This window comes from Ruegeria sp. N8, from assembly GCF_056531325.1.
Map to the genome: position 1 here is coordinate 322110 of NZ_JBQFLQ010000001.1, position 25656 is coordinate 347765.

Consider the following 25656-nt stretch of genomic DNA (forward strand, 5'->3'; position numbering starts at 1 on the left):
TGATGGCCAGTATTAGAGATACGATGAACAATCTTGCGCGCGACTATGCAATCGCGTGGAGTTCAGGCGACCCGGACGCCGTTGCAAGTTTCTATGCACCCGACGGGCAAATCATCATCAATCGGGGCGAGCCCATTGTCGGTCGCGCTGCGGTGGCCGAGATGGCACGCGGGTTCTATGCCGACTTCCCGGATCTTGAAGTGCGCTGCGACATGCTGCGTTGGGCGGGGAGCCACGCCATCTTTGTTTGGACCCTTGAAGGGCACCATGCACAGACCGGCAACCACGTCGTTGCCCGAGGCTGGGAAGAATGGGAACTGACCGCGGATAACAAGGTCAAATCCTCGCTAGGCTGGTTCGATGCTGACGATTACCAGCGGCAGATCGACGGGGCATAACACCTAGAGGGCGGCGAACTGCGCCGCCTGTTTATCCGTCCACAAGACGGTGATCTGAAAGCCATCCTCAGTCTGCTCCTCGGACCGCACGACGTCCTGACGGAACAGCCACGCGCGTTTGTCGCCCTCGGCAAAGCTGAGCGTCAGGGTGATCTCGTGACGGACGCCTTGCAGCTTGGTGGCGATCTCGGTCAGCAGCGCGTCAACCCCGTCGCCAGTCACCGCCGAGATGGCAAAAACCGCAGGATCACGCTCGGCGCGGGCTATGGCGGCTTCGCGATTTTCGGCGGTCAACAGGTCGATCTTGTTCCAGACCTCAAGCCGAGGGCGCGCGTCATCCACACCCAGCGAGGTCAGGATCGTTTCGACATCGCGGGCCTGTTCGTCAGTCTCTTCATGGCTGATGTCGCGCACATGCACGACGATATCCGCGCCCAACACTTCCTCGAGCGTGGCGCGGAAAGCCGCCACCAGCTCGGTCGGCAGGTTCGAGATAAAGCCCACCGTGTCTGACAGGATCACCTCGGGGCCGTCGGGCAGCTCTACCCGGCGCATGGTCGGGTCAAGCGTGGCGAACAACATGTCCTTGGCCATCACCTCGGCCCCGGTCAGACGGTTGAACAGAGTGGACTTGCCCGCGTTGGTATAACCCACTAACGCCACAATCGGATACGGCACCTTGGCACGGGCCGCACGGTGCAGGGTGCGGGTCTTGACCACCTTCTGCAACTGCCGCCGCAAGCGAACAAGTTGTTCGTCAATGGCGCGCCGGTCGGCTTCGATCTGCGTCTCGCCGGGGCCGCCGACAAAACCCAATCCGCCGCGCTGTCGTTCAAGGTGGGTCCAAGCGCGCACAAGACGGGTGCGCTGGTAGCTGAGCGCGGCCATCTCGACCTGAAGCACACCCTCGCGGGTACGGGCGCGGTCGCTGAAAATCTCAAGGATCAGCCCGGTCCGGTCGAGGATTTTGACCTTCCACGCTTTTTCGAGGTTTCGTTGCTGAACGGGTGTCACCGGGCCGTCGATCAGCACCAGCTCGATTTCATTGTCGTGTAGCCGATCGGCAAGTTCTTCGATCTTGCCACTGCCAAACAGCAACCCGGCTTGCGCCCGCGGAAGGCGCACGATTTCAGAGCCGACCACGTCGAGGTCGGGCAACGCGGCGGCCAAAGCAACCGCTTCTTCCAGCGCCGGTTCGGGGACACGGCGCTGTTCATCTGACTTGATTTCCGGATGCAGCACCCAGGCACGGGTGCGCGTCCTGTCATGTTCCATCAAGAGGCGTCTTCGCCCTCATACAGGTTGATCGGCTGTGATGGCATGATGGTCGAGATCGCATGCTTATAAACCAGCTGCGACTGTCCGTCGCGGCGCAACAACACGCAAAAGTTATCAAACCACGTGATCACACCTTGCAATTTCACACCGTTGATCAGGAAAATTGTGACCGGGACCTTTGCCTTACGTACATTGTTCAGGAACGCGTCCTGCAGATTCTGTCTGTCCGAAGCCATATTTTTATAAACTCGCCATTGTTCTTGCAACGCGCTGCGGACCAACGCGCTCCCTCTGGCGGAGTATGGAGTGTCGTTAACCGAGTTTCCAGATGAAAAATCAATCATTAACACGAGTGTTGATTCTCAGTCCCGCCAGAGCGTGGGCGTGATCAAGGCGATAATGGCCAGAGTCTCCAATCTGCCAATCACCATCGCCGCGCACATGGTCAGCTTGGCGCTTGACGAAAGGTCAATCAGGCGCAGGGGCACATCGGTCGCCAGTTCGATCAGCGGACCCGTGGTGCTGAGCGCCGCGACCGTCAGCACCATCGCCTGTTCGAACCCCGCCCCCATCGCAGCAAGCAACATATTGAACAGCGCGGCGGTCAGCGCGAACATCATCAAGAAGATCCACGCAATGAATGCTCCATCGCTTTGAATACGTCGGTTGCCGCCGCCCACCCCACTGACCGAGGACGGGTAGATCAGCCGGTCAATCTCGCGCGCGCCGTTCAGATAGAGCGCAAACACGCGCAGCAGTTTGACCCCACCGGCGGTCGTGGCAACCCCGCCGCCGATCAGGGCAATGCCCATCAGGATCAGACCCGGCGTGCCAAGACCCGACAGTTGCTGCGCATCGTTCCAGTTCGCACTTTCAAACCCTGCCGTGGTCAAAAAGGACAAGCCTGTAAACAACATGCCCCAAATCACATTGACCGCCTGCATCGGTTCTAGCCGGTTGCCGATCTCATTGACCCCCAGCCAAACCCGGACGAACAAAAGCGTTGCGACTGTGCCGACAATCATCAGACCAATGCGAAATTCGGGATCCTTGTCCAAGCGTGAATAACCGGTTGTTGCCGTGTCGGTCGAAAAGGTCAGGCGAGACAAGGCGAAGAAAAGAAACAAGAACAGGATCGCCTCACCCGTGAACCCGGCCTGCGCACCCTCCATACCGCCGACCGGAGAAATCCCCGAGGTCGCCATCGTTGACATGGCGTGGCAGATCGCAGTCAGCCCTTGTTCGCCCGCAATCAACAGCAGCAGGCAAATCACCAAGGTCAGGCCGGCATAGATCGGTGTCAGCGTCCGCGCGACTCGGATCAGACGGCCACGCGGATCGACCTTTTCGCTTTGCGCCACGCCCGAGACCGGGCGACCGGGCTGCCCGCGCGCCGTAACCTCGAACCCGCCTAGCGACAGAGGGGCCAGGATCGCGGCAGCTGAAATCCACATCAGCAGGCCGCCCATCCACCCGACTTGCGCGCGCCAGAAATGCAGAGGCGCGTTCAGACGATCGGGGTCGGGAAACAGGTCGGCGCCGGTCGTGGTCAGCGCGCTGACCATGTCGAAATAGGCGTTCAGAAAGGTGGTATTCCCCAAAGCGTCATGCAGGGGGATTGCCAGATAAAGGGGCAAAACGGTGAAACTGGCCAGCAATACCGCTAACTGCCCCAAGGTCCCCCTGCGCGGTACACGGTTCGATGAGGCCAAAGCAATGATGGCCACGATGAACAGCCCAAGAAACCCCGAATAGAAGAACGAGCGCGAGGTGTCGTGATCATCCAGAACCAGCGCATAAATCGCGGGTATCCACATGGACAGCGCGGCAATAGCCCAGATCAGCAGAAACAGCGGCAAGCGCCGCACCAATCCGATCCGCTGTGTCCGCGCGCGCTCCATCAGAAGAAATCAATCGAAACCTGCATCAAGCGCTCGACCTCGGGCACGTCCTTGGCCATGGCAAAGATCGCCAGCACGTCTTTCTCTTCGATCCGCAGGCTGCCCGTGGGGCGCAGCAACTCATCCCCTTTGCGAACAGCCCCGACCAGAACGCCCTCGGGAAAGTCGATGTCACGCAGCCTTTGCCCCGCCATGGGAGAGGTCGACAGAACCTCGGCCTCAATCACCTCGGCCTCGGCATCGCCGATGGAATAAACCTGCCGCACGCGCCCATGGCGGATATGGCGCAGGATCGAGCTGACAGTGGTGGCGCGCGGGTTGATATAGGCGTCAATGCCCAAAGGTCCCATCAAGGCCACCATGCTGGGATCATTGATCAGTGCAATCGCCAGCGCACAGCCCTCGGCCTTGGCCCGCACGGCGGCCAGCAAGTTGGCGCGGTCGTCGTCAGTGACGGCCAGCATAGCGTCGGCACGCTCGATCCCGGCCTCGCGCAACAGCGCGGAGTCCAAGCCATCGCCGTTCAGAACAATCGTGCGCTCCAACGCTTCGGCGGCCAGTTCGGCACAGCTGCGGTCACGTTCGATGATCTTGGCGCGCACCCGGCTTTCGCGTTCCTCAAGCGTCCTCGCAACCTCGAGCCCGACATTACCGCCGCCCACGATGACCACGCGGTCCTGTTTCTTTTGCGCCTTGCCGAAAACCTCCATCGTGCGGTCGACGTCTTTTACGTTGGCAAAGACATAGCATTCGTCACCAACGAACAACTGGTCCTCGGACTCCGGGGCAAACAGAGTCCCCTCGCGCCGCACCCCAACCACGATCGAGCTGAGTGTCGAGAACAGATCGGTCAACTGACGTAGGGGCGTGTTTACGATCGGGCAATCCTCGTCAATGCGGATGCCCAAAAGCTGCGCCTGCCCGTCCATGAACATCTCGGTATCAAAGGCCGAAGGGGCCGAAAGGCGGCGCATGGCGGCGGCGGCCACCTCGCGTTCAGGGCTGATGACCACGTCGATGGGCAAGTGATCGCGGCGATACAGGTCGGAATGGATGGCCTGTAAATAGGATTTAGACCGCAATCGGGCAATCTTGCGCTGGATCGAAAAGACAGAATGCGCCATCTGACAGGTGACCATGTTCACCTCATCGGAATGGGTGGCGGCGATGATCATATCCGCATCACGGGCGCCCGCGCGCTGAAGTACATCAGGATAGCTGGCAAAGCCGGCAATACCCTGAACGTCCAGTGTTTCCGTGGCGCGACGCACCAGGTCCGGGTTGTTGTCAACCACTGTAACGTCATTCAGTTCGCCCGACAGATGCCGCGCAATCTGCCAGCCAACCTGACCGGCCCCGCAAATGATGACCTTCATATACCTGGCCCTTCTGCCTGAAAGGATTGAATGACAGATGGCCCCAAAACGGTCAATCGAATTGTCATTTCCGCCTGCCGAGGGCAAGATAAGCCTATGAAAACAGTTGCCCGTTTCCTGATACCTGTCTTTGCGTTGACCTCATGCGGTCCGCTTTCGATGTATTACCAAGAAGGCGCAAGCGTTTCGCGTGTGCAGACCGAGACTACACAATGTCAGGTTCAGGCACTGGATGACGCTCCGGTGGCGACCCAGGTGCGTCAAGGCCCCCCCACCTATTGGCCGGGCCGTACCCGCTGCGACGGGCGCGGCAATTGTTATCGCACAGCGGGATGGTGGCAGCCTGGGCAGATCTACACCGTGGACGTCAATAAAGGCCTACGCGACCGTGTTGAAGCACAGTGCATGGCGGCCAAAGGGTATCGCCCGATCAGCCTGCCACCGTGCAAGCAACGGATAAAAGCCAGTGTCCCAGCCGCACGCACAACCCAATTTCCGCCAATCGGAACCGAGTCCTGCTTTGTCAAATTCGACGACGGATCGTTTCAGATCATCACACCCGGCCAGACGGGGTAATGGACCGGCGGATTATTCCGCCGGCTCCGGTTCATCCAGTTGCGCCACCCGCGCGCCCGATTTGTTCGATGTTACCACACCCAGTGATTTCAGCTTGCGGTGCAGCGCGCTGCGCTCCATCCCAACAAAGCTGGCGGTGCGGCTGATATTGCCGCCAAAGCGGTTGATCTGGGTCAGCAGGTATTCCCGCTCGAACGCCTCGCGGGCTTCGCGCAACGGCAAGGTCGCCAGCGCGCCAGACAGGACAACGCGGCCGGAATCGTCGGCCTTTTCATCCTCGGTCGGCAGCTCCTTAGCCTCGATCGGCCCCGTGCCGTCGCCCAGGATCAGCACCCGTTCGATCAGGTTTTTCAACTGACGCACATTACCCGGCCATGTCATGGTCTGCAGCAAGGCCACCGCTTCTTCGGAAATCTCGCGAACCGGCAGGCCCTGCGTTTCGTTGCACATCTCGATGAAATGCTGGGCCAAAACCGGAATATCTTCGCGCCGATCCTCAAGCGAGGGCACGTCGATCGGCACCACATTCAGCCGGTGATACAGTTCCTCGCGGAAGCGATCAGCGGCAATCTCGGCATCCAGATCCTTGTTGGTGGATGAGATCACGCGCAAATCCACCCGAACCTTGTCCGACCCGCCGACACGTTGGAATTGCTGGTCGACCAGCACGCGCAGGATTTTGGACTGCGTGCCCAACGGCATATCCGCGACCTCGTCGAAATAGACCACACCGCCATGCGCCTCTTCCAACAGACCTGATTCCACCCCCCGGTCCGAGGATTCGCGGCCAAACAGAACTTCTTCCACGCGCTCTGGTTCGATCCCGGCGCAGTTTACGGTCACGAAGGGCGCGTTGGCACGGTTTGAATGCGCGTGGATATAGCGCGCCGCGATCTCTTTGCCCGACCCTGCCGGGCCGCTCAGCATTACGCGGCCGTTCGATTTTGTGACCTTGTCCAACTGCCCCTGCATCGCTCGGAACGAGGCGGATTTGCCGATCATGTCGGAATTTGTCACCTCTTTGCGCTTGAGCGAGGCATTCTCGCGGCGTAGACGCGATGTTTCCATTGCGCGGCGGATGACCACCATCAACTGGTCAATATTGAAGGGTTTTTCGATAAAGTCATAAGCCCCCTGCTTGATCGCCGCGACCGCAATTTCGATGTTGCCGTGGCCGGAAATAATCACCACCGGCACATCCGGGTTGTCACGTTTGACGGCTTTCAAAATATCGATCCCGTCCATCCGGCTATCCTTCAGCCAGATATCCAGAATCAACAGCCCCGGCGGTTCCGAGTTGATCTGGGCCATGCACTCATCCGAGTTGCCCGCCAAGCGGGTCGTATAGCCCTCGTCCTCCAGAATGTCGGACACCAGTTCGCGAATATCGCGTTCGTCATCTACGATCAGAATGTCGCTCATCTTTGGCCTGCTTTCAGTTTGTTTGTTTGAATTGCCTGCTTTTGGGGCGCGTCAGACGGGGAAAAATTACCCGCTGGTAAACGGATCACGGCCATCGCGCCAAAATGGTCCTGTCCGTCGAAGACCGGCGCATCTTCTAAAGTCAGCGCGCCGCCATGCTCTTCGATAATCTTTTTGACGATGGGCAGGCCCAAACCTGTCCCGGCGTCCCGCGTTGTCACATACGGCTCGAACAGGCGCGCCCGATCTTCGGGCAAGCCAATACCGTTGTCTGCAATGGTGATGACGGTACCCGCGTCATCGCGTTCTACGTCCACTTTGATTTGTGGCTTCAGGTTCTCGGGGGGGCTTTTTTGCTTAAGGGTTTCTATGGCTTCCCCGGCATTCTTGATCAGGTTCGTCAGAGCCTGGTTCAACATCGTCGCATCTAGATCAGCTGGAATCGGATCATCTGGCAATTGCGCTGTGATCTCGACATCGGGCTGCCCTGATTGCTGCAACAAAACCGCCTCGCGTACCAGATCGACAACGTTTTCCTCACGCCGATCGGGCTCGGGCATCCGTGCGAATTTTGAGAATTCGTCCACGATCCGCCGCAGATCATTGGTCTGCCGTACGATCACATCGGTCATGGATACAAGGCTATCGCAATCCTCTTCATCCAGCTTCCGCGAGAATTTGCGTTTGATCCGCTCGGCGCTCAGTTGGATCGGGGTCAGCGGGTTCTTGATCTCATGCGCAATGCGTCGCGCCACGTCGCCCCACGCGGCCATCCGCTGCGCGCTAACCAGATCGGTCACGTCATCAAAGGCGACAACATAGCCTTCCAGCCCGCCATCCTCACCCCGTCTGGTTGCCATCCGCACCAGCAGGTTTTCAAGACGGCCCTTGCGCGTCACCTTGACCTCACCCTGAACGGCTTCCTGCCCGCTTTCCTTAAGGCTTTCGAACAAGGGAAGAAACTCGGGCACCGCTATGCCAATCGCCAGCGTTTCGTCCCCGCGCGACCAGTCCAACAATCGTTCCGCCGAACGGTTCACCAGTGTAACGCACCCATCGGGATCGACACCAACAACGCCCGACGTGACCGAACTGAGCACCGAATCGAACAACCGACGACGACGTTCGATCTGGCGGGTATTTTCTAGCAGAGTGTCGCGCTGTGCATTGAGTTGCCGCGTCATCTGGTTGAAATAACGTCCCAATATGGCAATCTCATCGTCGCTGGCTTCTTCGATGACTTGAACGCTCAGATCACCGGCCCCCACACGTTGCGCCGCTGTAGTAAGCCGTCCGACGGGACGCGACAGGCGCTCGGCAAACCACATACCCAGCGACATCGCCGCCAAGATCAAAATGACCGCAAATCCCAGATAGAGCAGACCAAATTCAAACAGTACCCTGCCCCGTTCGCTTTCAAGCTGTTGATAGAACTGCACCGTTTCCTTGGTGTCATCCAGCAGCGTCAACAACTGACCATCCACCTCGCGGCTGACATAGAGATACCGGTCCAGATAGGCGCGTAGCGGCACAAGCGCCCGGAATTCGCTGTTTTGCCAATCGTCGATGATCAGAAGGCCTGTGTCAGAGGCCTCTACGATCTGCTCGGGCGTCGGTGCCTCATAGTTGAATAGGTATGACCGGTCGCCGCGCGACTTTATTTCCCCTGCTCCGTCAATGACATAAGCCTCACGCAGCCCACGCTGAATTTGCGATTGTCCTTGCGCAAGAACCGCGCGCAATTCCGCGTCCGAGATATAAAAATCCACCGCGCGCGCATTGTTGAGGTACAGCGCCAGAACCGTCGCGTCCTGCCGCAAACCTTCGCGGTGCTCCTGCTCATAGGCTTCGGCGGCGGTCAGGGATGAGCCAACAACCTGCCTCACCCGGTCCGAGAACCAGCCCTCGAGACCGATATTTACCGTCAGGCCAGCGAAAATCGCCACCGTCACTGTCGGCACCAGTGCGAGCAGGGTAAAGGCACCAATCAAACGCAGGTGCAGACGCGATCCGGCCGATTTCGCCCGGCGCGCGGCGATCAAACTGCCCAATTGGCTGAGAACCAGCGCAGCAACCACCAGCACATAGACCAGATCTGCCAGCAGAATCAGGCGCAGCGACGGCGCGGTTGTGCCCAAGTCAAAGGGACCGATGACCAGATAGGTCACCAACGCCAGAATCGGGCCCAGAAGAACCAGACCCAAGGTGCTAATATTGCGCAGCTTTCGGGATTTCCGCCACCGATTAATCGATAGGATCAGCCCGCTCTGTGCTCGGGATGCCACCGTCTGCCCTCATCCTGATGCGCCGTTTTCACGGCAAACCGCCATATTTCGTGGTCCTTGTCGGGGTTGAACCCGAATGCCACGCTTTGTGTGGCGATATTACATCAGTTTGCGGCGGCGTGTCACCTGAATATCGAGGTCTGTGATCTTTTTCCGCAGCGTATTCCGGTTAATCCCCAGAAGATCAGCACATTTTGCCTGATTTCCGCCGGTTGCATCCAGGGCCAACTCGATCAGAGGGGCCTCTACCTCGCGCAGGATGCGTTGATACAGGCCCGGCGGCGGCAGAATATTGCCGTGCAAGTCGAAATACCGCCGCAAGTGACGCGCGACCGAAGTCGACAGTTTCTCGCGCTCACCATCGCCCAGAACAGGTTCGGCTTCGGGCTGGCTGCCCAGAACCGCCTCGACCTCGGATTTCGAGATTTCGTCGGCGCGGCTGGTCAGGCTGAGGCGACGGATCGCGTTTTCCAACTGTCGCACATTGCCCGGCCACGAATAGCGCCGCACCAGCTCTACCGCATCCGGGCTGAGCCAGCGTTTGGTGCCGTGTTCGCGCTCTTCCCGCGCCAGAAAGTGGTCGGCCAAAAGGGTGATGTCATCCACACGTTCGCGCAGCGCAGGCACGTGGATTGTAGCGCCGCACAGACGGTAATACAGGTCCTGACGCACGCGTCCGCTCTCCATCGCGTCAGTCAGGTCCGACTGGCTGGTGGCCATAAAGCGTGGGACGTGGTCGCCGGGCGTGTCCATCATGCGGACGATGCGAGCCTGCAGTTCATCCTCGATATCGGCAATCTCGTCGATCAGCAACGTCCCACCTCGAACCCGCGCCATCACCCGTGCAGGACCTTCCAGATCGCGCAAATCAGCGGCTGTTGCCGTGACAAAGGGCAATGTGCGGCGGTCTGAGAAATCATGAATAGCCCGTGCAATCAATGATTTACCTGTTCCACTTTCACCAGATATCATCACCGAAAGATCAGTGTTCATCACCCGTGCGACCAACCGGTACAGCGCCTGCATCACCGGCGTCCGTCCGACCAGAGGGAGTTCTTCTGGGCGGTCCTGCGCCGGTTCGCTGGCGTCGGTTTGCACGCGCTGTTTCTGCTCCAGCGCCCGCGCGGTCCGTTTCATCAGATCAGGCAGGTCAAACGGCTTGGGCAGATAATCATAGGCATCGGCCTCGGCCGCCTGAATCGCCGTCATGATCGTGTTCTGGGCCGAGATCACGATGACAGGCAGGCCGGGTCGGTCCTGCGCGATCTTGGGCAGCATCTCCAGGCCATTGCCATCCGGCATAACGACATCTGAGATCACCACATCGCCTTTCCCTTCGCCAACCCAGCGCATCAGCGTGGTCAACGAAGAGGTCGCGTGCACCTTGCACCCCGCCCGCGTCAGGGCCTGTGTCAAAACGGTGCGGATCGTGCGGTCGTCATCTGCGACCAGTACTGTTCCATCCATTGGGTGCTCTCCTTAAGCTCTTGTCGGCTTTGTCCTACGTTGCATCCTTCGGTGCCCGCCTCAGCGAGATACGAAACACCGTGCGGCCCGGCACCGAGTCGGCGGAAATCCAGCCGTCATGGTCCGAGATGATCTTGCTCACCAGCGCCAGCCCGAGGCCGGTGCCGTTTTCCTTGCCCGACACGAAAGGGTCGAAAATATCGCTACGGATTTTCTCGGGCAGGCCCGGACCATCGTCGATGATCTCAACCTGCAGGGGCAACGAATGGCCCGAGCCATCGCTGCGCCGCAGGCGGAAGGAATGTTCGAAATACGTCCGCAGACGAATGGTTCCGCCTTTGGAATCAGCTGCTTCCGAAGCATTCTTCAACAGGTTCAGAATGACTTGTAGAAATTGATCGGGGTCGCCATAGGCCAAAGGCAACGAGGGATCGTAGTCCTCGATAATCTTCATATGCGCGCCGAACCCCAGCAACGCAGAGCGTCGCGCGCGGTCCAGAACGTCGTGGATATTGACAGGTTTGAAGTCGGGCTCCGACAGGTTTCCGAATTGCTCGACCTGTTCCAGCAGCTTTACAATTCGACGGCTCTCGGCAACGATAAGATCTGTTAACTCAAGGTCTTGCTGAGAGATATTCATGCTCAGCAATTGCGCAGCGCCGGTGATGCCGGCCAGCGGGTTCTTGATCTCATGCGCCAACATCTCGGCCATACCAATCGCCGACTGCGCCGCCGATTTAACCGTATTGCCCCGCGTCATCCGTCCCGCCAACTCGCGCGGTGAGATAATCATGATCATCGACCCCGGATGCCCAACCAAAGGGGCAATCTGTAGCGCGCATTGCAGCGGCGCACGATTACCCGATCCCGCATCTACATCATTCACGAACAGGGGTGTTCCCTGTGCCCGCGCCCGCTCGAACGCTTCCTCGAGAGGGGCATCAACCGCGATCTGATCCCACACCGGGTGCCCGATCACCGATTTACGCGAGGCGTTCAGGAAGCCCTCTCCGGCTGAATTGACGTCGGATATCCGATCGTCGCCATCAATGATGAAGGCTGGTACCGGAAGCGAAGTCCAAATACTCTGGTCCGAATTCATGCAACCGCCTCCACTTGCGTCCCAAGCGCGTCACCCAGCAGGCGGATCACCTCATCCGTATCGCGAGAAGTCAGAACAGCGCGGCGCAAGGCTGCGGGCGTTCTAGCCTGATCCATGTACCAACCCAGATGCTTACGCGCGACGCGCAGACCCAGATCGGTACCGTAAAAGCCCAGCATCGCCTGATAATGCGTTCGCACCATCTCGATCAGGTCATCGCCCTGCGGCACCACCGGTGCCGGCGCGCCATAAAGATCGTGGCATACCTGCGCCAGGACCCAGGGCTGACCCTGAGCGCCACGCCCGATCATGACGCCATCCGCGCCTGACTGGTTCAGAGCTATTCCCGCTGTTTCTGTATCCACGATATCCCCGTTTGCAATAACGGGGATATCGACCGCCTCTTTCACCGCACGGATGGCCTGCCAGTCCGCCTGCCCCTTGTAGAACTGACAGCGCGTGCGCCCGTGGATAGTCACCATTTGCACGCCTACCTCCTGCGCGCGCCGCGCGACGTCCGGCGCGTTCAGTAACTTGTCGTCCCACCCCAACCGCGTTTTCAGCGTGACCGGAACATCGACCGCCGCGATCACCGCCTCGATCAATGTCAGCGCATGATCCGGCGTTTTCAGCAGCGCCGAACCGGAATAGCCATTCGTTACCTTTTTGGCGGGACACCCCATGTTGATGTCGATCACCCGTGCGCCCCGATCAGCGACCTGCCGGGCGGCCTCGGCCATCCAATGCGCCTCGCGCCCGGCCAGTTGAACGGCGGTGTTTTCCACGTCGGCCGACAGCTCGGCCCGTTCGCGCACGCCGGGTTTGGCCTGCACCATTTCCTGACTGGCGACCATCTCACTAACCACCATGCCCGCGCCAAAGCGCATCACCAGATCGCGGAACGGGCGGTCGGTGATTCCGGCCATCGGGGCCAGCAGAACCGGAGGGGTCAGGTCTTTTTCAGCGAGTTGCAGTGTCAACGTGCTTAATCCTTGGGCAGATGCGACTTTGATATCGAATTGAGCGTATATGAACAACAAATCGGCAACTGAAAAGCCCGCAAAATCATCACATGCTTAATTTTTAGGCGAGTTAACGCGGGTGATTGCCTCTGCATTCACCGCACCCTAAACATTGCCCTGAATTTGCCGGAGACACTCCTTATGACCACCGCCGCCATTATCGTTGCCGCAGGACGCGGCCTGCGGGCCGGAGGGGGTATCCCGAAACAATGGCGGCCTCTAGCCGGACGCCGCGTCGCGGACTGGACGATCGAGCGGTTTCATGAGCACGTCGATCATATTGCGCTAGTTCTATCACCTGATGACCAAGAAGCGTGGGCAGAGCTCGCCGAGTCGGGCCTGATTCTGACCGCAGGCGGCGAGGATCGCGCGGGATCGGTGCGCAAGGGGCTGGCCGCCCTGAGCGGTTTGGATGTGACCCGCGTTCTGATCCACGACGTCGCCCGCCCCTGTGTCAGCACGCAGATTATTCGCAACGTGTTGCAAGCGTTGGAAACTCGCCCTGCAGCAGCCCCCGGATTGGCGATGACAGACGCGCTCTGGACCGGAGATGGCGCAACCGTCACCGGCACACAAGACCGCAGCGGCCTGTTCGCCGCGCAGACGCCGCAGGGCTTTCACTATGACGCTATCGTCGCGGCCCATGCTGCGTATTCCGGCAGTGCCGCAGATGATGTCGAGGTTGCTCGGGCCGCTGGTTTGGACGTGGCCATCGTGCCTGGCGATGCGGACAATATCAAAATCACACGGCCCGAGGATTTTGCCCGGGCGGAACGCATATTGGGAACGAAAATGGATGTAAGGCTGGGCAACGGGTATGACGTGCATCGCTTTGGCGACGGGGATCATGTAATCCTCTGCGGCGTGCAGGTGCCGCATGATCGTGGGCTGCAGGGGCATTCGGACGCTGATGTGGGAATGCACGCCGTAACCGATGCGATCTATGGCGCGCTGGCGCAGGGCGATATCGGCCAACACTTCCCGCCCTCGGACCCAAAATGGAAAGGGGCCACCAGCGAGATTTTCCTGCGCCATGCGGTCGAACTGGCCGCGACGATGGGATACGCGATCTCGAATATCGATTGCACACTGGTCTGCGAATACCCCAAGATCGGCCCCCATGCCCAGGCGATGCGGATCGAGATGGCTCGGATTATGGGGCTGCGGACCGATCAGATCTCAGTCAAGGCGACCACATCAGAGCGGCTGGGCTTCACTGGCCGCAGCGAAGGTATTGCTTCTCTGGCTACAGCCTGTCTGGTGAAATCATGAACGCGGCACAATTGATCGGAACCGTCTGTGGCGTGGGTTATCTACGCCCTGCGCCCGGTACATGGGGATCGCTCGCCGCCCTGCCCTTGGCGTGGGTCTTGCATACACTGGGCGGCTTTCCCCTGCTGGTGATCGCCACGCTTGCGGTGTTCTTCGGCGGCCTCTGGGCCACCCGCGTGATGACTGCAGGGCAAGACGACCACGACCCGTCCGAGATCGTCATAGATGAGGTCGCAGGCCAGTTCATCGCGCTCTGGGCGATTTCCTACCCCTCGTGGGCGCATGGTATTGATATAACCGCCCTCTGGCCCGGCTGGGTTGCAGGGTTCGTGCTGTTCCGGCTGTTCGACATCACCAAACCCGGCCCGGTGGGTTGGGCGGATCGCAAGGGAGATGCGATGGGCGTGATGCTGGACGATGTGATCGCCGGGGTGTTTGCCGCCATCGGCGTGCTGATCCTGGCCGGGATCGCGCACGGGGTGTTGGGACTTTGATCGTCGCCGCGTTACTGGACCGCGCCAAGGCGCAAGGTGTGATGATTGCCACTGCTGAAAGCTGCACTGGTGGCATGGTAGCGTCTGCTCTGACTGATATCCCCGGCAGCTCGGCCGTAGTGGACCGCGGCTTTGTCACCTACACCAACGCCGCCAAACAACAGATGCTGGGCGTGAAGGCTGCGACGCTGAATGCTTACGGCGCAGTCTCGGAAGAGGTCGCACGCGAAATGGCCGAAGGCGCGCTGCATCATTCACAGGCACAACTTGCCGTGTCGATCACAGGCATTGCAGGCCCCGGCGGGTCCGAGTTCAAACCCGAGGGCCGTGTCTGCTTCGGCCTTGCCGCCGATGGTTTGCACACACGATCTGAGACAGTTGAATTTGGTCCGTTGGGTCGGGAAAACGTCCGGCGCGCGGCTCGAGATCACGCGCTTGACCTGCTTTCTCAGGCGCTTTCTAGTATTGCTCAAAAATAGGGCATGTTGCTCTGATCGCCGCCCATTTAATCACCTTTTCACAAAAAGCCCCGAAAACAGGCTGCTTTTTGTGATGTTGCCTCTTTTTTCCTCGTCCCTGATCCGCTTCAAGCCGCGCCACGCAAGTTGAAGAGGAGACCGGCCGATGAATGGAGCCGATACAGCCTGGATCATTGTGGCAACCGCCTTGGTCCTGTTCATGACATTGCCGGGCCTCGCCCTGTTCTATGGCGGCCTTGTGCGCGCCCGCAACGTGCTGAGCGTGTTCATGCACTGTTTCTCGATCGCTTGTTTGATGAGCATCCTGTGGCTGGTCGCAGGCTACTCCATCGCGTTCGGCGACGGTGGATCGGGCCTGTGGGGCGGTCTGGGCAAGGCCTTTCTGAACGGTGTCGATGCAGACAGCCTGTCGGGCACGCTGCCCGAGGTTCTCTTCTTCGCCTTCCAGATGACCTTTGCCATCATCACCCCCGCGCTGATCGTCGGCGCATATGTCGAGCGCGTGGGCTTTGGCTTTGTGCTGACCTTCTCGGGCCTGTGGATGTTGCTGTGCTATGCGCCGGTGGTGCATTGGATCTGGGGCGGCGGGATGCTGACCGATGGCGGAATTTTGGGCGAGGTCGGCGTGCGTGACTTTGCAGGCGGCATCGTGGTGCATGAAACCGCCGGTCTGGCCGCGCTGATCATCGCCGTGGTTCTGGGCCCGCGCCGCAACCGCACAACGCCGCCGCACAATCCGGGCTTTGTCATGATCGGTGCCGCGATGCTGTGGGTTGGCTGGTTCGGCTTCAATGGCGGTTCGCAACTGGCCGCTGACGGCGGTGCTGCGATGGCGATGACCGTGACGCATATCTCGGCCGCGACTGCCTCTCTGTCTTGGGCGCTGTATGAGCGGATTAAGTACGGCAAGGCCTCGATGGTCGGTCTGGTGACAGGTACGATCGCCGGCTTGGCCTCGATCACACCCGCCTCGGGCTATGTGGATCCGGTTCAGGCGCTGATCATCGGTGCCGTGGCCGGTGTGTTGTGTCAGGAAGCCGTCAATGTCATTCGCAACGTTCTGAAAATCGACGATACGCTGGATGTATTCGCCGTACATGGCGTCGGCGGCATCTTTGGCACGCTTATGATCGCCGTCTTTGGCCTGGGCGCCTGGACTGCACAGTTGGGTGGCCTGGTCATTGTAGGTGTGTTCACAGTCGTTGTGACCTTTGTACTGATCAAACTGGTCGCGCTGATCACTCCGCTGCGGGTGGATGCAGAGACCGAGACCAATGGCCTCGATCTGTCGGTGCATGGTGAGCGCGCTTACGACATGACAAGCTGATCGCGCGTCAATCTGAATGTGCATAGCGGGCCCCTTGCGGGTCCGCTTTTCTTTTGTCCGCCCCCTCGACTCTGTGCCCTGCGGCGGGCTATCAGCCCGCAACGTGTTATCAGCCCAGAGGTTTGCATCATGATCCCCAGCTCGTACCCCGACAGCACCGAAATCGCCCGCCTGACCGCGCGCATGCTGCTGGAGATCAAAGCCGTCCACTTCAACGCGCGCGAGCCGTTCACACTGGCCTCTGGCCTGCCCAGCCCGACCTATATCGACTGCCGCAAGCTGATCTCATACCCCCGCATCCGCTCGACCCTGATGGACTTCCTGACCGTCACCGTGATGCGCGAAGCTGGGTTCGAGGCGTTCGACAACATCGCAGGTGGTGAAACCGCAGGTATCCCCTTTGCCGCCATGGTCGCCGAGCGGATGGCCCTGCCGATGACCTATGTGCGCAAAAAGCCCAAGGGCTATGGCCGCAATGCCCGGATCGAGGGTGCAATGTCCGAGGGTGAGCGCGTTCTGCTGGTCGAAGATCTGACCACCGACGGCGGATCAAAGCTGTCCTTCGTGGATGCGATCCGCGACACCGGGGCGACCTGCGGCCACACGGCGGTGATCTTTTACTACGGCATCTTCCCCGAGACCGAGAAAACCCTGGGCGATCACGGTGTGAAACTGCATCACCTGTGCACTTGGTGGGATGTTTTGGCCGAAGCAAAAGCGCAGAAAGCCTTTGATGCAGAGACACTTGACGGTGTCGAAGCCTTCCTGAACGACCCGCGTGGATGGCAGGAAGCGAACAAACCCTCCTAAAGTGCCTGTGCATAAGCTGGGGGTAACTTGGCAAAGAATCGCCCCCTCAGCGCTCGCATCTAGTGCTGCCGCGATGAAGCTGCACTAAATGTTGCGCCGCGCGGTGTTCTTTGGCAAAGTTGTCCAAACTTATCCCAAGCTGAAGTCGAGTTATTCGCGACTTATCTTCAGAGATTTACAGATGGCCCAACGGGTGCCGGATTGATTAGAACTGTCGCACGGGCAGCGGGGACAAAATGAACGAGATAAGCAGTATCGAGCAGGCGGCGGCGCAGATTCAGAACGCCGAAACCATGCCGCATTCCATCGAGGCCGAGCAGCAGCTTTTGGGCGCGATTCTGACCAATAACGATCTTTATGATCGCGTCGCCTCGATCATTGGGGCCGAGCATTTCTATGACCCGGTCCATGCCCGCATCTACGAGGTGGCGGCCAATCGCATCGCCAAGAATGCTTTGGCCTCGCCCGTGACGCTGAAATCCTTCATGGCCGAGGATGAGGGCCTCAAGGAACTGGGTGGCCCCGCCTATCTGGTCAAACTGGCGGGTGCGTCGATCAGTGCCTTTGCGGTGCATGACTATGCCCAGATGATCTATGACCTCGCCATCCGGCGCGAGTTGATCCGGCTGGGCCGCGATATCTCGGACAAGGCGGCGCGGGTGGATGTCAGCAGCGAGCCCAAGGAACAGATCGTCGAGGCCGAGCAACAGCTTTATCAGTTATCCGAGCAGGGCCAGACCGAACAGGGATTTCAATCCTTCCTCAAGGCGGTCACAGAAGCCGTCAACGTCACCAACGAAGCGTATCAGCGCGGTGGTGGCATGGCAGGGATTTCCACCGGTCTGGCCGACTTGGACAAACAGCTTGGGGGCCTGCACCCGTCCGACCTGATTATTCTGGCCGGTCGTCCGTCGATGGGGAAAACCTCATTGGCGACCAACGTCGCGTTCAACGTGGCCAAAGCCTACAAACGCGGCACCAAGCCAGATGGGTCTGAGGGTGCGATTGACGGCGGAGTGGTCGGTTTCTTCTCGCTGGAGATGAGCGCCGAGCAGTTGGCAGGCCGGGTTCTGGCCGAAGCCTCGGAAATCTCCTCGCACAAGATCCGTCAGGGCGACATGACCGAAGCCGAGTTCCGCCGCTTTGTAGACGCGGCGAAAGAGTTGGAAGCCTGCCCACTGTTCATCGACGACACCCCGGCTTTGCCGATCTCGCAACTTGCCGCCCGCGCGCGGCGGTTGAAGCGGACGCACGGTTTGGACCTGCTGGTCATCGACTATTTGCAGCTGTGTCGCGGCATGGCCGACAATCGCGTCAACGAGATTGCCGAGATTTCGATGGGCATGAAGGCCATCGCCAAAGAACTGAACATCCCGGTCATCGCCCTCTCCCAGCTGTCGCGCCAGGTGGAAAACCGCGACGACAAGCGTCCGCAACTGTCAGACCTTCGGGAATCGGGCTCGATCGAACAGGATGCCGACGTGGTGATGTTCGTGTTCCGCGAGGAATACTACAAAGAGCGCGAAAAGCCCGGCGATCATGAGCTGGAAAAGATGGAAGAGTGGAAACAGGCCATGGACCGCCTGCATGGCAAGGCCGAGGTCATCGTCGGCAAGCAGCGCCACGGCCCCATCGGCACGGTTGAACTCTCGTTCGAGGCGCAGTTCACCCGCTTTGGCAATCTGGTCAAACCCTGGCAGCAGGACGGCCAGATCGAGGGCTACTGACCTACCACATCTCTGGCACATCGAAGGCCGACACGCAGCGTGACGAGCCTGCCAGCGGCGTCAGGTCCGATTTGGTCAGCGATTGCCCCTGCCATCCATGTGGCATGCTCAGCGCGTGGGGTGGGCCGGCGAACTCTATCGTCATTGGCTGAAATCCCGCTTTGCTATAGTAAGCGGGATCGCCATAGGTAACGACAACATCCAAACCCGCCTGACGCATCTGGTCCAGACCATAAGCAATCAGTTTTCTCCCAATCCCCTGCCCCTGATAGTCAGTACGAACCGCGACCGGAGACATCAGAACCACGTCGCGCGGATCATCTTCGTAAAAAAGCCGAGAAAAAAAGATGCAACCCTTCAGATCACCAACCTCGCCAGCAGTGACGCAGAACAGGTCTTCGGGGGGCGTGGTGTCCATTAGGGCTTGCGTCAGCGCAAAAAGCGCATCGCCTTCCGCTTCGCCCTCGGACGCTGCGAACACATCGCGGTAGAATTCAGGAATTGCGGCCTCTTGCCCGGTAAGCCCCGAAGATAGCTTCATAATTTCACCCTTGCCCGCTGCATAACACCGTTTAACATGATTCCTCACCTAACCCTGCGACTGCTGTTCGGCAATTTCAATGGGATTGAGATTTTTCGCGATTTCCTGCGCGCTTTTCCCTGATCCGTGGCCAATCCCTGCCCACGTTCCTGTCAAACCGGGCAATAAACGGTGCGTACCCCCTTGACCTGCCGCGATCCAATGTCATGAACAGTGCCATGAGTACCGCACGTTTGACTATCAACCTTCTTGCGCTGGCCAATAACTGGCGCGCCTTGGATGCCAAGACGAATGCCGAGACCGCTGCGGTGGTCAAGGCCGATGCCTATGGGCTTGGGGCTGGCCCCGTTTCCGATGCGCTGGCCGAAGAAGGCGTGCGCACCTTTTTTGTTGCCGCTGCCGAAGAAGGTGCCGAGGTCCGTGCCGCCGTAGGCCCCGGTCCGATGATCGGCGTGTTCTCAGGCCATATGGAGGGCGATGCAGATCTGTTGCAGGCCCATGACCTGACGCCGATGCTGAACTCACCCGAACAGGTCAAGCGCCACGAACAAAGTCTGCCCGGCCACGCCTTCGGCATTCAGCTCGACACGGGCATGAACCGTCTGGGTCTGGAACGCTCAGATTGGGCTGAACTGCGCGAACGGATCGAGGCGCAAAACCCTGCGCTGATCATGTCGCATCTGGCCTGCGCCGATGAGCCCGACCACCCGATGAACACCTATCAACTGCGCAATTTCCGCGAGATGACCGAGGGTGTCACTGCACGACGCTCCTTGGCAGCAACCGGTGGGATATTGTTGGGACCCGAATATCACTTTGACCTCTGCCGCGCTGGCGTCGGCCTTTACGGCGGCCTGCCCTTTGCCGCGGCGAAACCCGTGGTGACAGCGGACCTGCCCGTCATTCAGGTCCGTGAACTGGCCGAAGGTGAGACGGTCGGCTACGGCAACAGCTGGACCGCGCGTCGCCCATCCCGCATCGCCACCGTCGCGGCTGGATATGCCGACGGGTTGCATCGCGCGATTGGGGGCGGCATCGACGCCTTTGCAGGCGGTCAGCCCTGCCCGGTTGTTGGGCGCATTTCGATGGACCTGATCACCGTGGATGTCACCGACCTGCCCGAAGACCCTGAACGCCTGCGCATCCTGAACGGCCACCAGACCGTGGATGATCTGGCCGAGGCCGCAGGCACCATCGGCTATGAAATCCTCACATCGCTGGGCGCGCGCTATTCCCGAGGCTACGTGGAATGAACCCTTTGTATATGCTGGGCGGGCTGGGTCGCGTCGTCCTGTCCCTGTTTGCGAACTTCGGCAAAGTGTCGCTTTTCACGGTCGATGCGATCTCGCACATTTTCCGCCCGCCTTATTACCCGCGCGAATTTGTCGTGGCGCTGATGAATATCGGCTGGCTGTCGCTGCCGGTCGTCGGTCTGACTGCCATCTTCACCGGCGGCGCCCTGGCGCTGCAGATCTACGCCGGTGGCGCCCGTTTCAACGCCGAGGCCGTGGTGCCGCAAATCGTCGCCATCGGCATGGTGCGCGAACTGGGCCCGGTGTTGGGCGGGTTGATGATTGCCGCGCGCGTCACCTCGTCTATCGCGGCGGAAATCGCGACAATGAAAGTGACCGAGCAGATCGACGCGCTGGTCACGCTGTCCACCCATCCAATGAAATACCTAACCGCTCCACGCGTATTGGCTGCAATCATCACCGTGCCCGCTCTGGTGGCCGTGGGCGACGTGATCGGCATCGCCGGCGGCTATGTGGTCGCAACGCAAAGCCTTGGCTTCAACGCCGCCGTCTACCTGCAAAACACGGTCAATTTTCTTGAGCTGATCGACGTGATCTCGTCCCTAACCAAAGGGGCCGCCTTCGGCCTGATCACCGCCGTGATGGGCTGCTACTACGGCATGAACTCGGGCCGGGGCGCACAGGGCGTCGGGCGTGCCACCAAGTCTTCGGTCGAGGCTGCAGCCATTATGATCCTGGCCGCCAACTTCATTCTGACAGGGGTGTTCTTTTCGGTATGATACGGCTTGAGAATGTACACAAGGCCTTTGGCGACAACCGCGTGCTGCAGGGCATGAACCTTGAGATCCCCCAGGGCACCTCAATGGTGATCATCGGCGGCTCGGGCACCGGTAAGTCCGTGGCGCTGAAGTGTATTCTGGGTCTGATCAAACCCGACAGCGGCATGATCTACGTGGATGGCAAGGATGCCGCCAAGGGCGACCGGGACACGTTTCTAGCGCGGTTCGGGATGCTGTTTCAGGGCGCGGCGCTGTTTGACTCGCTGCCCGTCTGGCAAAACGTCGCCTTTCGCCTGCTGCGCGGTCCGTTGAAACGTCCCCCGGAATACGCTCGAGAGATCGCCATCGAGAAACTGCGCCGCGTGGGCCTGAAATCCGATGTGGCCGACAGGTTTCCGTCTGAGTTGTCGGGTGGGATGCAAAAACGCGTGGGCCTTGCCCGTGCCATCGCTGCCGAACCCGAGATCATTTTCTTTGACGAACCTACCACGGGCTTGGACCCAATAATGTCGGGCGTCATCAACGACCTGATCCGCGAAATCGTGACCGAGATGGGCGCCACCGCCATGACCATCACCCACGACATGAGTTCCGTCCGCGCGATTGCCGACAATGTGGCGATGCTGCACGGAGGGGTCATCCAGTGGACTGGGCCTGTTGGTCAAATGGATGCCTCGGGTGATCCCTATGTGGAGCAGTTCATCAGTGGCAGTGCAGAAGGGCCGATTGAGGCGGTGCGTTAATCTTCGTTCTTTGCCATCCAATTTTCCGAACGCTCGACAATTTCCTGCGGAATGACTTCAGCGCGCCTCGTCTGCAAATTGAGCAAAACGCATTTGAAAACGGTCGTAAATGCAGGTTCTCCATCAGCAACGCGAACTAGTTTGTGGCTGAAAGTCATAGATTTCGTTCCAACCTCTAGAATCTCGCTTTCCATCTGGATGGCTTCGCCAGCACTCAATTCCGCAAGAAAATTGCTGTCTGCATAGACCACCGCAAAGGACAGCTTTCGTCCCGACCGCATGTCGTCGGCCGTAAGCCCCAACTCAGCCTGCAGCGCAAAAACGGAATCCGAGCAGGCTGCAAAATACTTGGACACATTCATGTGCCCAAGAAAATCACAGTCCGATGGGTCGACAATTGACTTGTAGGCCACAAAACCCGACATCGTTCCTCCCTTCAAAAAATAACTCTGTGGTGAGTGCTGATTTAGGTTAAGCATAGCAGAACATCGCAGCGAATTTTTAATCTCGCCAAGACGCCCTGTCATGACCCTCCGCCTCGCCACCCTCGCCCTCCTGATCCTCTACCCCATCGCGTGGTTCGCCCCGCTGATGCGCGCAGGTCTCCTGCCGATCTTCGGCCTCAGCGAAATCAGCGTCATCACCGGGCTCCAGTCCCTCTGGCAATCCGACATTTTCCTCGCATTGGTCGTCACCGTCTTCGCCCTGTTTGCGCCCTATATAAAAACCATCGGCACCGCCCTGATCCAATGGAGCCTGCTGGACCCGCGCGTTCAACCCGCGCTGAACATCCTTGGTAAGTTGGCCATGGCCGATATTTTCCTGATCGCACTCTACATCACGCTGGCCAAGGGTATCTCTTACGCCACCATCGAAACCGCCTGGGGTCTTTACCTGTTTACAGGCTGTATTCTGGCCTCGCTGGCATTGGGACATATTACAGAGATGACATCCGCCTCACGAAAAGCTTAAAGCTAATTGATTGAAAACATTTACCCCAGTATCATCTTAATATTTCGAGCAGCAACAAATAGTAGTTTTCGGGTCCGTGGCGGATCTCTGTCTGTACGTTAAGTCTACTCCGCTTCGGCTCCGGTGTGTTCCGGTTCTAGAAGGAGATCGACAACCATGGCCGCCCTCCACAACATAACATTGCAATTTCAGAATGCCTTTTTAAGACTGACTTTTTTCCTCATCTGCATGGCTGCGCTTGCGGCCGTGGCAACCACCGCATTATCCGCACTCGGGGTCCTACCCTGGCTGACCATGCAAGCTGGTTTCGGCACCGCGCCGACCGCAGATGCGGGCATGTTCATACAGATCGGATTGACCGCACTGATTCTCATGCTGGCCTTCTACCTGCCCGCAAATAGCCGGATGATGGCGCTTGAAAATGCGCATCGCAAGTTTGCGATGAACATGCAGGACATAACTTACGCTTACCAACTGGCTCATGCCGCGGATCGGGGTGACACATTCATGATGTCGTCCGAGTTCGATGCCGTCAAAGAACGTATCGCCTTTTTGCGCCAACATCCCGACCTGCAAGCTCTGGAGCCTGAAATTCTGGATCTCGCCGCTCAGATGAGTCAGATCAGCCATGAATTGGCCGTCACCTACAGTGATGAACGCGTGGCCCGAGCGCGCACCTTCCTGCAACAGCGTCAGGAAGAGATCGAACAATTCCAGCAGCGCATCGGTGACGCTCAAACCATCCAGCAAGAACTGCGGCAATGGACCCGCGATGTCGAAATCGAAGAATCCATCGCCAAATCGCAACTGGCACGCCTGCGGGACGAGTTGTTCGACCTGCTGCCCGAACTTTCGACCCAGCTTCAGGCCCCGGTCGAGGATCGCAAAACGGCGACATCCAGCGTCATCGCCATGTCGCCTTCACGCGCCGCAGAGTAGGCGCCCTTGGGCGCCCGCCGCGGACGATGGCCCGCAGGGCTTGAGGACGTGGCGCGCCACCGGCGGCAATGAAAGCCCGCAAGGGCTTGAAGAACCGCCCCACCTCGGGCACCAAGGGCCGCATGGCAAAGACGACTTTTTCATGCTCGGCCTGTGGCGCCACGCATTCCCGCTGGTCCGGCCGCTGTGACGGCTGCGGCGAGTGGAACACGATTGTACAAGAAGCCCCCCTTTCGGCTGGCCCAGCCAAGAAATCCCTCGGCGGCAAGCGGGGCCAGACCATCGCACTCACGGACTTGTCGACCGAGGAAACCCCTCCGCCTCGCACATTGTGTGGGGTCGAGGAACTGGATCGCGTACTGGGCGGTGGCCTTGTCCCCGCCTCGGCCCTACTGGTAGGCGGAGATCCAGGCATCGGAAAATCCACCCTCTTGCTGCAAGCCGCCGCACGGTTTGCTCGTGCTGGCGTCAAAACCATCTATGTCTCGGGCGAGGAAGCCAGCGCCCAGGTACGGATGCGCGCCCGCCGTCTGGGGCTGGAGGACGCGCCGGTGCAACTGGCGGCAGAAACAAACCTGCGCAACATCCTTACCACGCTTGAGGCGGAAAAGCCCGGCCTTGCTATAATCGACTCGATTCAGACCATGTGGGCCGACAATGTCGACAGCGCGCCCGGATCCGTGTCACAAGTAAGGGCCGCAGCCCATGAATTGACCACGTTTGCGAAACGATACGGCATTTCGATCATCATGGTCGGCCATGTCACCAAAGAGGGCCAGATCGCGGGCCCCCGCGTCGTGGAGCACATGGTCGACACGGTGCTGTATTTTGAAGGCGAACGCGGACATCAGTTCCGTATCTTGCGCGCAGTGAAGAACCGTTTTGGCCCCGCCGACGAGATTGGCGTATTCGAGATGACGGGTAAGGGATTGGCACAAGTCACCAACCCCTCGGCCCTGTTCCTGTCCGAACGCGGCGCGCCCAGTCCCGGCTCGGCCGTGTTTGCCGGGATCGAAGGCACCCGCCCGGTTCTTGTTGAGTTACAAGCACTTGTCGCCCCCTCTCCCCACTCACAACCGCGCCGCACCGTTGTAGGATGGGATAGCGGGCGACTGGCCATGATCCTGGCGGTGCTCGAAGCGCGCTGTGGCGTGCCGTTCACCGGTTTGGACGTCTACCTGAACGTCGCCGGAGGCCTGAAGGTCAGCGAGCCCGCAGCCGACCTTGCGGTGGCAGCAGCCCTGCTCAGTGCGCGCGAGGATACCGCCCTGCCTGCAGATACTGTCGTATTCGGAGAAATCTCTCTTTCCGGGGCTCTGAGACCCGCAGCCCAAACCGAAAACAGGTTGAAAGAAGCCCAGAAACTTGGTTTCACATCAGCTATAGCTCCGGCAGGTGGCAAAACCGGCACTGTGGCAGGTCTGACACTCACCCGACCCTCTGATTTAGTGGGGTTTGTTGGCGAAACCTTCGGAGCAGGTTAAGGTAAAGCC

The 25656-nt window shown here is 59.4% G+C and carries 25 protein-coding genes; 14 read left to right on the forward strand and 11 right to left on the reverse strand.

The window, feature by feature from the left end; translation table 11 throughout:
- The first annotated feature begins 2 nt into the window (after nucleotides 1–2).
- On the forward strand, nucleotides 3–398 hold the full coding sequence (locus ACR0C5_RS01615) for a nuclear transport factor 2 family protein (RefSeq protein ID WP_170774310.1): 396 nt from the start codon (nucleotides 3–5) through the stop codon (nucleotides 396–398).
- A 3-nt stretch (nucleotides 399–401) separates the two neighbouring features.
- Here ACR0C5_RS01615 and hflX read toward each other — a convergent pair whose 3' ends face one another.
- The 4 genes from hflX to trkA all read right to left on the reverse strand — a co-directional run bounded on the left by hflX (nucleotide 402) and on the right by trkA (nucleotide 4953).
- On the reverse strand, nucleotides 402–1673 hold the full coding sequence (hflX, locus tag ACR0C5_RS01620) for a GTPase HflX (protein WP_480874073.1): 1272 nt from the start codon (nucleotides 1671–1673) through the stop codon (nucleotides 402–404).
- Complete coding sequence (gene hfq / locus ACR0C5_RS01625) at nucleotides 1673–1912, reverse strand: RNA chaperone Hfq (protein ID WP_005982826.1); 240 nt, start codon at nucleotides 1910–1912, stop codon at nucleotides 1673–1675. Before hfq ends, hflX begins: the two co-directional genes overlap by 1 nt.
- A 126-nt stretch (nucleotides 1913–2038) precedes the next feature.
- Entirely contained in the window at nucleotides 2039–3577 is a 1539-nt protein-coding gene (locus ACR0C5_RS01630; protein ID WP_480874076.1) for a TrkH family potassium uptake protein, read from the reverse strand.
- Complete coding sequence (gene trkA, locus ACR0C5_RS01635; protein WP_170774316.1) at nucleotides 3577–4953, reverse strand: Trk system potassium transporter TrkA; 1377 nt, start codon at nucleotides 4951–4953, stop codon at nucleotides 3577–3579. Before trkA ends, ACR0C5_RS01630 begins: the two co-directional genes overlap by 1 nt.
- 96 nt (nucleotides 4954–5049) lie before the next feature.
- Between trkA and ACR0C5_RS01640 the strand changes: the two genes are divergently transcribed.
- Complete coding sequence (locus tag ACR0C5_RS01640) at nucleotides 5050–5529, forward strand: hypothetical protein (protein ID WP_170782495.1); 480 nt, start codon at nucleotides 5050–5052, stop codon at nucleotides 5527–5529.
- Between the two features lie 12 nt (nucleotides 5530–5541).
- Here the strand turns inward: ACR0C5_RS01640 and ntrX are convergent, their stop codons facing one another.
- The 5 genes from ntrX to dusB form a co-directional block, all read right to left on the reverse strand.
- Nucleotides 5542–6951 (reverse strand): nitrogen assimilation response regulator NtrX, encoded by a 1410-nt coding sequence (gene ntrX / locus ACR0C5_RS01645; RefSeq protein ID WP_170782496.1) that lies wholly within the window; start codon nucleotides 6949–6951, stop codon nucleotides 5542–5544.
- Entirely contained in the window at nucleotides 6948–9236 is a 2289-nt protein-coding gene (locus ACR0C5_RS01650) for a sensor histidine kinase NtrY-like (protein ID WP_480874079.1), read from the reverse strand. The genes ntrX and ACR0C5_RS01650 overlap by 4 nt, the downstream gene beginning before the upstream one ends.
- Nucleotides 9237–9335: 99 nt before the next feature.
- Nucleotides 9336–10703, reverse strand: a complete 1368-nt coding sequence (locus ACR0C5_RS01655) for a response regulator (protein ID WP_170774324.1) — start codon at nucleotides 10701–10703, stop codon at nucleotides 9336–9338.
- A gap of 34 nt (nucleotides 10704–10737) precedes the next feature.
- Nucleotides 10738–11805 carry a two-component system sensor histidine kinase NtrB gene (locus tag ACR0C5_RS01660; RefSeq protein ID WP_170788681.1) on the reverse strand — a complete coding sequence of 356 codons (1068 nt, stop codon included), beginning with the start codon at nucleotides 11803–11805 and terminating at the stop codon, nucleotides 10738–10740.
- Complete coding sequence (gene dusB / locus ACR0C5_RS01665) at nucleotides 11802–12785, reverse strand: tRNA dihydrouridine synthase DusB (protein WP_480874082.1); 984 nt, start codon at nucleotides 12783–12785, stop codon at nucleotides 11802–11804. The genes ACR0C5_RS01660 and dusB overlap by 4 nt, the downstream gene beginning before the upstream one ends.
- A gap of 183 nt (nucleotides 12786–12968) precedes the next feature.
- Here dusB and ACR0C5_RS01670 point away from each other — a divergent pair, with 183 nt between their 5' ends.
- From ACR0C5_RS01670 to ACR0C5_RS01695, 6 genes are all read left to right on the forward strand, one after another.
- On the forward strand, nucleotides 12969–14099 hold the full coding sequence (locus tag ACR0C5_RS01670; RefSeq protein ID WP_480874085.1) for a bifunctional 2-C-methyl-D-erythritol 4-phosphate cytidylyltransferase/2-C-methyl-D-erythritol 2,4-cyclodiphosphate synthase: 1131 nt from the start codon (nucleotides 12969–12971) through the stop codon (nucleotides 14097–14099).
- A complete protein-coding gene (locus ACR0C5_RS01675; protein WP_170774333.1) occupies nucleotides 14096–14593 on the forward strand; it encodes a phosphatidylglycerophosphatase A family protein in 498 nt (165 codons plus the stop codon). The genes ACR0C5_RS01670 and ACR0C5_RS01675 overlap by 4 nt, the downstream gene beginning before the upstream one ends.
- Nucleotides 14590–15072, forward strand: a complete 483-nt coding sequence (locus ACR0C5_RS01680; RefSeq protein WP_480874088.1) for a CinA family protein — start codon at nucleotides 14590–14592, stop codon at nucleotides 15070–15072. The genes ACR0C5_RS01675 and ACR0C5_RS01680 overlap by 4 nt, the downstream gene beginning before the upstream one ends.
- A gap of 145 nt (nucleotides 15073–15217) precedes the next feature.
- The gene (locus ACR0C5_RS01685; protein ID WP_480874090.1) at nucleotides 15218–16399 is read left to right on the forward strand and encodes an ammonium transporter; all 1182 of its coding nucleotides are present in this window, start codon (nucleotides 15218–15220) and stop codon (nucleotides 16397–16399) included.
- A 129-nt stretch (nucleotides 16400–16528) separates the two neighbouring features.
- On the forward strand, nucleotides 16529–17209 hold the full coding sequence (locus ACR0C5_RS01690) for an orotate phosphoribosyltransferase (RefSeq protein ID WP_170774339.1): 681 nt from the start codon (nucleotides 16529–16531) through the stop codon (nucleotides 17207–17209).
- Between the two features lie 236 nt (nucleotides 17210–17445).
- Complete coding sequence (locus ACR0C5_RS01695; RefSeq protein ID WP_170774341.1) at nucleotides 17446–18936, forward strand: replicative DNA helicase; 1491 nt, start codon at nucleotides 17446–17448, stop codon at nucleotides 18934–18936.
- Between the two features lies 1 nt (nucleotide 18937).
- On the opposite strand, the gene ACR0C5_RS01700 is transcribed toward ACR0C5_RS01695, so the two are convergent.
- Complete coding sequence (locus tag ACR0C5_RS01700; protein ID WP_480874093.1) at nucleotides 18938–19477, reverse strand: GNAT family N-acetyltransferase; 540 nt, start codon at nucleotides 19475–19477, stop codon at nucleotides 18938–18940.
- A 218-nt stretch (nucleotides 19478–19695) separates the two neighbouring features.
- Here ACR0C5_RS01700 and alr point away from each other — a divergent pair, with 218 nt between their 5' ends.
- The 3 genes from alr to ACR0C5_RS01715 are packed head-to-tail and all read left to right on the forward strand — an operon-like array spanning nucleotide 19696 to nucleotide 22252.
- Entirely contained in the window at nucleotides 19696–20730 is a 1035-nt protein-coding gene (gene alr / locus ACR0C5_RS01705; protein WP_480874096.1) for an alanine racemase, read from the forward strand.
- Entirely contained in the window at nucleotides 20727–21509 is a 783-nt protein-coding gene (locus ACR0C5_RS01710; protein ID WP_170774347.1) for an MlaE family ABC transporter permease, read from the forward strand. Before alr ends, ACR0C5_RS01710 begins: the two co-directional genes overlap by 4 nt.
- Nucleotides 21506–22252: an ABC transporter ATP-binding protein gene (locus tag ACR0C5_RS01715; RefSeq protein ID WP_480874099.1), complete on the forward strand. Its 747-nt coding sequence runs from the start codon at nucleotides 21506–21508 to the stop codon at nucleotides 22250–22252. The genes ACR0C5_RS01710 and ACR0C5_RS01715 overlap by 4 nt, the downstream gene beginning before the upstream one ends.
- Here ACR0C5_RS01715 and ACR0C5_RS01720 read toward each other — a convergent pair.
- On the reverse strand, nucleotides 22249–22779 hold the full coding sequence (locus ACR0C5_RS01720) for an acyl-CoA thioesterase (RefSeq protein ID WP_480874102.1): 531 nt from the start codon (nucleotides 22777–22779) through the stop codon (nucleotides 22249–22251). The genes ACR0C5_RS01715 and ACR0C5_RS01720 overlap by 4 nt on opposite strands.
- Between ACR0C5_RS01720 and ACR0C5_RS01725 the strand changes: the two genes are divergently transcribed.
- The 3 genes from ACR0C5_RS01725 (at nucleotide 22778) to radA (ending at nucleotide 25647) form a co-directional block, all read left to right on the forward strand.
- Nucleotides 22778–23224 (forward strand): paraquat-inducible protein A, encoded by a 447-nt coding sequence (locus tag ACR0C5_RS01725; RefSeq protein ID WP_170788690.1) that lies wholly within the window; start codon nucleotides 22778–22780, stop codon nucleotides 23222–23224. The two genes, ACR0C5_RS01720 and ACR0C5_RS01725, sit on opposite strands and share 2 nt — an antisense overlap.
- 156 nt (nucleotides 23225–23380) lie before the next feature.
- The gene (locus ACR0C5_RS01730) at nucleotides 23381–24163 is read left to right on the forward strand and encodes a DNA repair protein (RefSeq protein ID WP_480874105.1); all 783 of its coding nucleotides are present in this window, start codon (nucleotides 23381–23383) and stop codon (nucleotides 24161–24163) included.
- A 122-nt stretch (nucleotides 24164–24285) separates the two neighbouring features.
- Nucleotides 24286–25647 carry a DNA repair protein RadA gene (gene radA / locus ACR0C5_RS01735; RefSeq protein ID WP_480857279.1) on the forward strand — a complete coding sequence of 454 codons (1362 nt, stop codon included), beginning with the start codon at nucleotides 24286–24288 and terminating at the stop codon, nucleotides 25645–25647.
- The last annotated feature ends 9 nt before the right edge of the window (nucleotides 25648–25656 follow it).